The following is a 10,710-nucleotide window of genomic DNA, read 5'->3' on the forward strand; positions in this document are numbered from 1 at the left end:
ATTTCGATTAGTAAAAGAGTAATTTTAACCAGTAAAGCTCCACTTTTAATCAGAAAGCAAGAACTTTCAATCAGTAAATCGAAAAAATTAATCACAATCATAAATCCAGCTCAATACTGGTCGATTTTATATGCGGCAATCGCCAATTGAATCTTCAACCGTTCATCCGCAGATGACAAATCCAGCCCGCTTTCCTCCTCCATCTTCCTCAACCGGTATTTCAACGTATGCCGGTGGATGAACAATCGCTGGGATGTTTCCTGTAAGTTGAGATTGTGCTTAAAGTAGGCTTCAAGCGTGTACAGAAGATCGATCCCCTGCCTACTGTTCTCGAGTAATTTCCCGATATGAGATTGATAGAATTGGCTCAAGTCAACCCCGATTTCTTTCATCTGCAATAAAAAATGGAAGGTTCCCAGATCATCAAAATGAACGATGTCTTTGCTGGCGAGTAATAGATGGGACAAATCTACCGCATATTGCGCTTCCATTGCGCTCTGGCTCAAGTGGTCGACATGGTCATAGGCGTTCCCGACACCAATTTGAATTGCTGAGGCATCACCTTTTTCTTTCCAGGATCCCCACAACTCATACGCTACAGTGAGGCAGTCCTGCTTGGGGTCCGTTTCTCCTTCCACTTCAAACAAAATGACGATACTATCCAGCCGGTTTCGCACAATCACTTGTCTTTTCGCTCGCTGAAAGAAGTCCAATACGTGCGCTTGTAATCGGATAGCCTTCGCTTCTAAATCCTCTGCACTTCCGTATTCTTTCAGTTTCACATGAAGGATGGCTTGCTGGAGGGAGAGGTCATACCCGAGCTTCACCCCTCGTTCCAAAGCGATCTTTGAGCTCTTGAAGCTGTGATTGATGATTTCTTCGAGAAACTCTTCTCTCATCCTCACCTCTGTTTGGTCGACTGCTTCTTTCTGCAGGTATTCGATGGCAAATACAGTTGCGGCATGTTCAATCGCATTCACATCGATTTCTGCCCATTGGTCGAGCGGTTTGACAGCCATGATGCAGCCATAATAACTCCCGCTGGCAATGATCGGGTGCACGATAACCTTTAAGTTGTTGGTTTCCTGCTGCTGAGGTAAGAAAGTTAGCCTGCTCTTTTGTACCATTGCATCAGCCAAGTTGGAAAGTTCTTCAGAAGGACTTGCAGGTTGCCGGGTGACCTGGTCTTCGCTGTTGTAAATCCAAATGGATGCATGGATCAATTCACTGAGCGTTTCTGCAATTCTCTGATCTCCTTTTTTCTCTAATACGAGACTAGTCAGCTGTTTGTGAATCGCCAGTGAAGACGTGATCATTTCCATCTGCCTGTTGACGATCTGCTCCAATATACCTTTGGTGATCGTTGAAAAATTGACATCGGTAGGAATGTCGATTAGCGGCATATCGTGATCATTTGCCAATTGGATGAAGCGTGAAGGAATTTCCTTCAAATAAAACCCGGTATAGATTGCGATTCCGGATAGTTTCTTTGAAGCGAGCAGTTGCTGGAACTGCTCGTTATTTTCATCAACACCATAGCCGGTGGTAACGAGGAATTCCCCTTCCTGAAGGCGTTCGATATCTTCAATGACTTCTACAATCGTAACCCACTTAATCTGGTTGTGGACCCCTTCCGTTCCGGCAATAAGCGTAGCGGTTCCCATTGCGGGGAGGGTCAAAGCTTCATGGACAGAGATGGTCATCCCGCACACTCCTTTCTTGCGTAGTAGTATTCGTTAAAAGTTCCGAACCTCCTTCAATAATCTGCCTACATGTACAAGGTCACACTCTTTGCAAGGTGTATTTGGACCTATGTATCACTGTGGCATTATACATCTTGTATAAAAAACAACTTAATTTTTCATTGGTGTTGGCCAATAGCAAATAGGGCTTTATTAAAATAAGATGAAATTAACTGATAATTCTAAAAGTAATGAATGGGAGGAGGAAGTGCTTATGCGTTCCCACCTGATCAAGGCGGATATGACGGAAGTCTACCCCTCGGCCGTATATGGGCATGGGGTGTTCATTTATGATGCACAAGGCAAGCGATACCTGGATGGATCATCTGGTGCGGTCACTGCAAGTATCGGCCATGCTGTTCCGGAAATCATCGATGTGATGACAGAGCAGGCGAAGAAAATTTCGTTCGTGTATCGGTCACAGTTTACGAGTGACCCAGCAGAAAAGCTTGCAGATAAACTGAACGAGCTTGCATCTGGGAGAGAGAATGATTATTTTTCTTTTTTCGTAAACAGTGGTTCGGAAGCGACTGAGACAGCGCTGAAGATCGCCATCCAGCATTGGCAGGAGAAGGGGGACTACCGCAAAAACAAAGTGATTTCCAGGTGGTCGAGCTATCATGGCATCACGATGGGTGCCTTGTCGATGTCGGGGCATATCGGGCGCAGAGAGCGATTCGTACCATTATTGGAAAGCTTTCCGACCATCGCTTCCCCGAATTGTTATCGCTGTCCGTTCCACCAGAAGTACCCTTCGTGCCAGTTGATGTGCGCCAATGAACTGGAAACAGCAATCAGGCGAGAAGGGCCGGAACACATTGCTGCATTCATAGCCGAACCGATTGTTGGTGCAGCAGGTGCGGTCATCGTCCCCCCTGATGGGTATTATCAGCGGGTAAAGGAAATCTGCGATGCCTACGACATTCTCTTCATTGCTGATGAAGTGATGACGGGGATTGGACGGACAGGAAAAATGTTCGCGATGGAGCATTGGGGCGTCGAACCGGACATCATCGCCCTCGGAAAAGGGATGAGTGCCGGGTACACACCGATGGCAGCGACCCTAGTCAGTAAAAAAGTGATCGAGCCGATCCTGAATGGTTCTGCATCGGTGATGAGCGGGCATACGTATAGTGCAAATCCTCAATCTGCAGCGGTAGCACTGGCAGTGATCGACTATATCGAAAAACACGATCTAATCAACATGGCTGAAGTGAACGGGGATTACTTGATTCATCGCTTGAAGGATGTTGCACATAGACAGCCGCTGATCGGTGAAGTGCGGGGGAAGGGACTGATGATCGGTGTAGAATTCGTCTCCAATTTTTTGACGCAGCTTCCTTTTCATAAAGATGTTTCTTTGACAAATAAGCTGGTCAGGAAAGCCAGGGATAAAGGGTTGCTCATTTATCCTGCAGCTGCCGGGATCGAAGGTGGGGATGGGGATGCGGTCATCATTGCCCCGCCATTGACAATTCGAAAGCAGGAAATGGATCTGCTCGTTGACCTTTTTGAAGAAACAATCAAGGAAATACAAAGGGACTTACATGTGCAAGGGTTGGTAGATTCAATTGGATAGGAGGGAGCATGATGGTGCAATCAGAAATGCAGCGTTTGAATAAACAAACGACAATTGAAGAGGCAGTGCGGCATATCCACGATGGTACAACCTTGATGTTCGGTGGATTCGGTGGACTCGGCAATCCACCAACGATTATTGACGCAATACTTGAAAAAGGAGTCAAAGCACTCACCTTGATCGGGAATGATGCAGGATTTCCGCATATCGGTATTGGGAAAATCGTCAGTCAGGGAAGAGCGGCGAAGTTGATCGCTTCTCATATCGGATCCAATCCGATTGCCGGAAAACTTATGGAAGCTGGAGAAATGGAAGTGGAATTTTCTCCCCAGGGTACATTGGCTGAACGTATCCGTGCTGGTGGGGTCGGTCTGGAAGGAATCGTGGTGGATGTCGGACTCGACAGCATGATTGAAAAAGGTAAACAAAAAGTGAGGCTCGGCGAGAAGGTTTGTTTATTGGAAACAGCACTAAGAGCAGATGTATCGATCGTTTACGCCAAAAAAGCGGATACTTTCGGAAACCTCATCTATGATACGAGTGCCAGGAACACCTCGCCGCTCGTAGCAATGGCTGGGGACATTACGATTGCAGAAGTGGAAGAGATCGTTCCGGTTGGAGAACTGGATCCGGAGTGTATCGTTACACCAGGTGTTTTTGTAGATAAAATCGTGCAAAGCAAAGGGGTGAATTGGAAATGGGCATGGGAGTAACTGTACGTGACTTGATTGCAAAGCGGGCTGCGAAGGAAATCCAGCCGGGAATGATCGTGAACCTTGGAATAGGGATCCCTTCGCTTGTCGCAAATCATATCCCCCCACATATGCAGGTGATGTTTCAGGCGGAAAACGGCGTACTCGGAATGGGAGGAGCGCCAGAAGCAGGTGAGGAAAATGCGATGCTCTGTAACGCAGGCGGGTTTCCTGTGACGGTCGTGCCGGGAGCGGCATATTTCGATAGTGCAACAGCATTCGGCATCATCCGTTCAGGGCTTCTGGATATCACAATTCTTGGGGGCCTCGAGGTCAGTGAGCAGGGGGACCTTGCAAACTGGATCGTACCGGGGAAGCGCGTTCCTGGAATCGGAGGGGCGATGGAGCTTGCCCAAAAAGCAAAGAAAGTCATTGTTCTGATGAGTCATGTAAATAAAAAAGGGGACTTCAAAATAGTAAAAGAATGCACACTGCCACTGACAGCAAAGAAGTGTGTGGATCTGATCATTACGGATATGGCTGTCATTGAGGTGACCGAAAACGGTCTCATGCTCAAGGAGGTCATGCCTCCATACACGGCAGAGGAAGTGATCCGGCATACTGGCTGCACGTTACAGGTTTCTGATGATTTGGTAAGTGTAAGTGGTTGAAGAGGAGGATGTATCGTGACAAAAGTGAAAGCGGAACTGCAGACGAAAATTCATGAGTGGTTGGAAACCAACAAGTCAGATGGGATTGATTTATTACAGCGTCTCGTTCAGGCAGACAGTACACAAGGAAATGAAGCACAGGCGCAAAAGCTTGTAATTGAAACGTTGAAAGATATGGGATTGGAGATTGATGTATGGGAAGTGGACCAGGAGGAGATCTCTAAACATCCTTACTATGCATCATCGCGAGAAAGCTTTGAAGGGAATCCGAATGTAGTCGGCAAGTGGAAAGGAACTGGCGGTGGCCGATCCTTGATCATGAACGGGCATATCGATGTCGTTCCGGCAGGAGACCATGAGCAATGGAACCATGATCCTTATAGTGGGAATATAGAGGACGGGAAGATGTATGGTCGTGGGGTGACCGACATGAAAGGCGGGAACGTCTCGATGCTGATGGCCATCCAGGCGCTGCGTTCGCTCGGTGTCCAGCTGAAAGGTGACGTCATTTTTCAAAGTGTCATCGAAGAGGAAAGTGGTGGTGCTGGTACGTTAGCCGCTGTACTACGTGGGTATAAAGCAGATGCTGCCATCATTCCTGAACCTACGAATATGAAACTGTTTCCGAAACAGCAGGGATCCATGTGGTTTCGTGTGCACGTCAAAGGTCGCTCCGCACACGGGGGCACAAGGTATGAGGGTGTAAGTGCCATTGAAAAAAGCATGATCGTCATTGAACATATCCGCTACTTGGAACAGGTGCGGAATGAGCGGGTAACTGACCCATTGTATGAATCCATCCCTATTCCAATTCCGATCAATGTTGGAAAAATTGAAGGAGGTGACTGGCCGTCGTCGGTCGCCGATCTTGTCTGTATCGAAGGGCGTATGGGTGTGTCGCCGGAAGAGACGATGGAAGAAGCCAAGCGTGAAATGGAAAGATGGATGGAGGTACTTAAGGAAACGGACCCTTGGTTTGAAACAAATCCACCAAAGCTCGAGTGGTTCGGGGCTAGATGGGTACCGGGATCGATTGATGTGGAGCATGAACTGATGAACGCGTTCGTCTCTAATTTTCGTGAGGTTATGGAGGAAGAACCAATCGTTGAGGCTTCTCCTTGGGGCACTGACGGTGGACTGCTGACTGAACTCGGGGAGACGCCCTCTTTGGTGTTCGGACCTGGAGTGACACAGATGGCGCATTTTCCGAATGAATACATCGAGCTTTCCAAAGTGTTTGAAGTAGCAGAGATCATGGCTCTGGCAATGATGGACTGGTGCGGTGTAGAAGAGTCGTCTTATAAACAGCGAGCATAGATGTTCGCTGTTTTTTATTGGCTTTTTAAGCGTCAAAAGTCCCGTATCTGAAAGGCAACTTGACAGTTTAGAATTTTTAGAATATTCTAGATTTAGAAAAACGGAAATGTCATTCCACCAGGTGGAAACAGTTGGAAGGAGGGAAATGAATGTCAAAAGAAGTGACGATACGTTCCGTTGATCGAGCGTTGACCATTATCGAATCATTTACTCATAAGGATTCAGAATTAACGCTGAAACAGATTTCGATCAAAACAGGGATTGCATTGACTACCGTTCATCGTATTATGCAGACACTTTTGGCGAAGGGTTTCATCGAATTGGATCAGGAATCGGGGAAGTACCGGCTGGGTGTGAAATTTGTAAGGCTTGGCGGAATCGTGATCAAACGAACCGATATTGTGAACAATTCGTATCCATGGTTGAAGAAACTGGCGCAGGAAACAGAACTCAACGTGAATTTAAGTGTATATGACAATCAGGAAGCCCTCTGCTTAATCAACATTGAATCCTTTCATCATTTCGGCTTTGAAATTAAAGTCGGCCAGCGGATGCCAATCTATGCTGGTGCTTTATCTAAAGCGATTCTGGCCTATCTGCCTGAAGAAGAACTGAACAGCCTATCGAATGAATTCGAAGCTGTCACCCCGTTGACCATCTCACAAAAAACTCAGTTACAAGAAGAAATCCAACAAATCAGAACGCACGGTTATGCCCAGTCACATGGTGAGCTTGCACTCGGAGCCATCGCTTATGCAGCACCGATCTTCAATCATGAAGGGCAAATTGCAGCCGGCATCGCTATCTCAGGACCGATCAACTTTCTGCCTGAACATAAGCGTCAGCAGTATATTGATGCACTGCTTCGTGCATCATCCCAAATATCTCAGGAAATGGGGTATGCACCGGTCATATAAAAAAGGAGGAAACCAATGCAAAATTTGAAACCGAAACGTCTGAAAAAAGGGGACACCGTCGGGATCATTGCACCTGCAAGTCCACTTTTCAAAAAGAGTGATTTAAAACGAGGAATCAAAACGCTCGAAGAATGGGGCTACAACGTTGTCGTCGGGGATCATGTCAATTGCCGCCATGAATACATAGCAGGTACAGATGAACAACGTGCGGCTGACTTCAATGCCATGTTTGCAAATGATAATGTCGATGCTGTCTTCGTAACCCAGGGAGGATACGGGTCAGCCCGTATGATCGATCGTATTGATTTTGACCTTGTCCGGAAGAACCCGAAAATCTTCATCGGCTACAGTGACATCACTTCCTTACACCTCGCAATTCAAAAACATACCGGTCTTGTCACGTTCCACGGACCTGGGATGGCAGGCTTCAATTCAGAAGACCTTACTGCCTATCGAGAAGAGTACCTTGATAAAGCCTTATGCTCATCAGAACCTATTGGAGAGATCAAGATGGCAGACGATAAAAAGTATCTGGATGTCATCAATGAAGGACAAGTCCGAGGAGAGTTAGTCGGTGGAAACCTGACGCTCGTCTGTGCTTCTTTAGGTACACCTTTCGAAATCGACACGAAAGACAAGATTTTATTTCTGGAGGAAGTTTGGACAGAGCCGTGGATTCTTGACCACATGTTCACACACTTGAAAAATGCCGGAAAATTACAGGAAGCTGCAGGTATCGTCATTGGTGAATGCAGTGAATGTGAACCGAGGAAGCTTGACCCGGGATTCCCGGTGACATTTTTCCTGGAAGATATTCTCGAAGATTTCTTAAAACCATTAGATATACCGGTAATTCATGGGTTACCGATAGGACATACAAAAGATTTAGCTACCCTGCCGATTGGGGTAAGCGCTTACTTAGATGCGACGAATGGAAAACTTTTTGTGGAAGAATCAGGAACGGAAGACTGATTTTAAACTACTAAGGGGGAATTAGATGCGTAATCCAATATTGAATAAAGCCTTTCAGGTGATGGTCATTCTAGTAATGTTAGTTGGAAGTTTAATTGCAGGTTCGAATAAAGGCACAGTTCACGCAGACGAAGACGCTACATTGAGAGTAGGCTGGACACAGGAGATTGACAGCCTGAGCCCATTCGTTGCCTACACCATTGCTGCAACGGAAATTTTTTCACTAGTGTACGATCCACTGGTAGCTTTCGATAATGATGTTGAACCTGTTGCAAGATTAGCGGAGAAGTGGGAAGTGAGTGACGATAATAAGACGTGGACATTCACGCTGAGAGACGATGTGACATGGCACGATGGTGAGCCATTCACTTCTGAGGATGTCAAATTCACATACGAAACGATGAAAGAAAGTGGCCTTGGACTCTATGCCGGTAACATGTCCGGAATGGAATCCATTGAAACACCTGATGAACATACCGTAGTCATCAAGACTGAAGAGCCTAAGGCGAATATGCTGCAGATTACGGCACCTATCCTCCCTGAACATATCTGGAGTGAGGTTTCTGCAGAAGAGCTGGAAACATGGCCGAATGAAAACCCGGTCGGAACGGGTGCATTCAAATTTGACGAACAAAATGAAGGCGAGTATATCAAGCTGGTGAAAAATGAAGATTACTTCCTGACACCTGCAAAAATCAACGAGCTCGTATTCGTGCTTTATTCCAACAATGACACGATGGTGCAATCGTTGAAGGTCGGTGAAATCGGAGCTGCCATCAATATCAATCCGAATCAGGTAGCTCAATTGCAGCAGGAAGAGAACCTGGACGTCGTCTCGGCTACGACTCACGGTTTCACAGAATTGGCGATCAACACTTGGGATGACCCAGCTTCCAAAGGTAATCCATTGTTGAAAGATAAGCAGATTCGCCAGGCAATGGAGTATGCCATTGATAAGCAGAAGCTGATCGATATTGCTTATGCAGGACAAGCGACGGAAGGTACATCACTTATTCCTCCTAGCCTTGATTTCTGGCATTATGAGCCGGAAGATAAGCGAGGATATGATCCTGAAAAAGCAGCTTCCATGCTGGAAGAGGCCGGTTATGTGGATAGTGATGGCGATGGAATCAGAGAAAGTGAAGATGGAACACCGCTCAACTTTAAATTGATGCTTAGGTCCAATTCAACAGAAGAAGTGAAAGCAGGAAACATGATTGCTGATTACTTTAAGGATGTTGGGATTGGAGTAGAAGTGGAAACGGTTGATGATGGACTACTATCAGATCGTATCTATGACAACGCCAACTTCGATATGTTCATCTGGGGTTGGGGTACAGACGCAGATCCATCGACAATCCTGAATGTCATGAGAGGAGAACAAATTGGTGGATTGAGTGATTCTTACTATGCGAATGACCAGTATGACCAATTGTTTGAAGAGCAGGAAACGTTGATCGATCGGGATGAACGACAAGCTGTCGTCCATGAAATGCAGGAAATTTTGTACGACGAGAACCCATATATCATTCTGGCCTACGATAACGCCCTGCAGGCAGTCAACACAGAAGAGTGGACTGGCTGGACGAAAGTACGGGATACGTACTTCCTGACGTTCAACCACTCCAATTATATGAATGTAACTCCTGCCGTGGAAGGTTCTGATAATGTGGCTTCAGCGGATTCAGGGGAAGCAGCGAGTGCGGATGAGGAATCGACCAACAATGGAATGATGTGGGGATTGATTGTAGGTGCCCTTCTGCTTGGTGGAATCATTTTCTTCATCATGAAAGCAAGAGGGAAGAAACGATTCAAAGGGATGTAACGATTTGAAGGAGATGGAGATATGAGTTGGGGTTACTTAGCAAAGAAATTGGTACAAGCAGCAGTTACGATCTTTCTCGTATTGATCATCAACTTCTTCCTTTTTCGGGTGATGCCTGGTAATCCGCTGTCGATGATGATCAGGAATCCGAATGCTTCGCCGGAAGCGGTGGAGAGGGCAAAAGCACTCTTTGGAATCGGTGAGCCGCTTTATGTCCAGCTTTGGATTTATTTCAGAGATCTTTTTCAAGGGGATTTAGGACTTTCCTTCATGTTCAAGAAACCTGTAATCGAAGTGATTGCTTCTAAGTTGATGCCGACGTTATTGCTCGTCGGCGTCTCTACCATCATCGCTATCATCGCCGGAACGTTCATCGGAGTGATTTCCGCGTGGAAACGAGGAACGAAAATCGATGTATCTGCACTGAGCTTTTCCTTGATCACCTATGCGATGCCGACATTTTGGTTGGGGATCATCCTCGTCATTCTGTTCAGTGTCCAGTTTCAAATCTTTCCTACGAGTGGAATGGCGACGCCGGGGGCGAGTTATGGCAGTTTTATCGAAGAATGGATCGATGTCGGTAAACACTTATTCCTACCAGCGGTTACACTGAGTCTTATTCTGATCGGTCAGTTTGTACTGATCATGCGTAACTCCCTGCTGGAAGTTCTGACAGAAGATTATATAACGACAGCCAAAGCAAAAGGATTCAAGGAAAAGTGGGTGATCCGATGGCATGCTGTGCCTAACGCTATGCTGCCGATGGTTACCATCATCGCGATCAACCTTGGGTTCATGATTGCTGGAGCAATCCAAATTGAAACCGTCTTTTCGTGGCCGGGATTAGGAAGATTGATGTACGATGCGTTACTTAACAGGGATTATCCATTGCTTCAAGGGATTTTCCTGATTGTCAGTGTATGTGTCGTGCTGGCGAATCTGGTGGCTGATGTGATTTACGGTTACCTGGATCCGAGAGTAAAGAGTTGAACAGG

The 10,710-nt window shown here is 46.4% G+C and carries 9 protein-coding genes; 8 read left to right on the forward strand and 1 reads right to left on the reverse strand.

The genetic code is table 11. The features are described 5' to 3' along the window. Positions 1-110: 110 nt before the first annotated feature. Positions 111-1,703: a PucR family transcriptional regulator gene (locus ACFQ2J_RS11655; protein ID WP_386060373.1), complete on the reverse strand. Its 1,593-nt coding sequence runs from the start codon at positions 1,701-1,703 to the stop codon at positions 111-113. Positions 1,704-1,956: 253 nt separating this feature from the next. On the opposite strand from ACFQ2J_RS11655, the gene ACFQ2J_RS11660 reads away from it, so the two are divergent. The 8 genes from ACFQ2J_RS11660 (at position 1,957) to ACFQ2J_RS11695 (ending at position 10,705) form a co-directional block, all read left to right on the forward strand. Then, a complete protein-coding gene (locus tag ACFQ2J_RS11660; RefSeq protein WP_386060376.1) occupies positions 1,957-3,321 on the forward strand; it encodes an aspartate aminotransferase family protein in 1,365 nt (454 codons plus the stop codon). An 11-nt stretch (positions 3,322-3,332) separates the two neighbouring features. Continuing rightward, complete coding sequence (locus ACFQ2J_RS11665; RefSeq protein WP_386060379.1) at positions 3,333-4,034, forward strand: CoA transferase subunit A; 702 nt, start codon at positions 3,333-3,335, stop codon at positions 4,032-4,034. Next, a complete protein-coding gene (locus tag ACFQ2J_RS11670) occupies positions 4,019-4,684 on the forward strand; it encodes a 3-oxoacid CoA-transferase subunit B (RefSeq protein WP_386060382.1) in 666 nt (221 codons plus the stop codon). Before ACFQ2J_RS11665 ends, ACFQ2J_RS11670 begins: the two co-directional genes overlap by 16 nt. A gap of 24 nt (positions 4,685-4,708) precedes the next feature. Continuing rightward, positions 4,709-6,001: a peptidase gene (locus tag ACFQ2J_RS11675; protein WP_386062481.1), complete on the forward strand. Its 1,293-nt coding sequence runs from the start codon at positions 4,709-4,711 to the stop codon at positions 5,999-6,001. 149 nt (positions 6,002-6,150) lie between these two features. After that, on the forward strand, positions 6,151-6,918 hold the full coding sequence (locus ACFQ2J_RS11680; protein ID WP_386060384.1) for an IclR family transcriptional regulator: 768 nt from the start codon (positions 6,151-6,153) through the stop codon (positions 6,916-6,918). A 15-nt stretch (positions 6,919-6,933) separates the two neighbouring features. Further along, a complete protein-coding gene (locus tag ACFQ2J_RS11685) occupies positions 6,934-7,890 on the forward strand; it encodes a S66 peptidase family protein (RefSeq protein ID WP_386060387.1) in 957 nt (318 codons plus the stop codon). 25 nt (positions 7,891-7,915) lie between these two features. Further along, a complete protein-coding gene (locus ACFQ2J_RS11690; RefSeq protein WP_386060390.1) occupies positions 7,916-9,715 on the forward strand; it encodes an ABC transporter substrate-binding protein in 1,800 nt (599 codons plus the stop codon). 21 nt (positions 9,716-9,736) lie between these two features. Continuing rightward, positions 9,737-10,705: an ABC transporter permease gene (locus ACFQ2J_RS11695; RefSeq protein ID WP_386060393.1), complete on the forward strand. Its 969-nt coding sequence runs from the start codon at positions 9,737-9,739 to the stop codon at positions 10,703-10,705. Positions 10,706-10,710 lie beyond the last annotated feature (5 nt).

Source organism: Thalassobacillus hwangdonensis (assembly GCF_042675915.1).
GTDB lineage: Bacteria > Bacillota > Bacilli > Bacillales > Halobacillaceae > Thalassobacillus_A > Thalassobacillus_A hwangdonensis.

Coding starts and splice junctions, on each gene's coding strand:
- ACFQ2J_RS11655 (WP_386060373.1), bottom strand. CDS start 1,703: ATGACCATCTCTGTCCATGAAGCTTTGACCCTCCCCGCAATGGGAACC.
- ACFQ2J_RS11660 (WP_386060376.1), top strand. CDS start 1,957: ATGCGTTCCCACCTGATCAAGGCGGATATGACGGAAGTCTACCCCTCG.
- ACFQ2J_RS11665 (WP_386060379.1), top strand. CDS start 3,333: ATGGTGCAATCAGAAATGCAGCGTTTGAATAAACAAACGACAATTGAA.
- ACFQ2J_RS11670 (WP_386060382.1), top strand. CDS start 4,019: ATGGGCATGGGAGTAACTGTACGTGACTTGATTGCAAAGCGGGCTGCG.
- ACFQ2J_RS11680 (WP_386060384.1), top strand. CDS start 6,151: ATGTCAAAAGAAGTGACGATACGTTCCGTTGATCGAGCGTTGACCATT.
- ACFQ2J_RS11685 (WP_386060387.1), top strand. CDS start 6,934: ATGCAAAATTTGAAACCGAAACGTCTGAAAAAAGGGGACACCGTCGGG.
- ACFQ2J_RS11690 (WP_386060390.1), top strand. CDS start 7,916: ATGCGTAATCCAATATTGAATAAAGCCTTTCAGGTGATGGTCATTCTA.
- ACFQ2J_RS11695 (WP_386060393.1), top strand. CDS start 9,737: ATGAGTTGGGGTTACTTAGCAAAGAAATTGGTACAAGCAGCAGTTACG.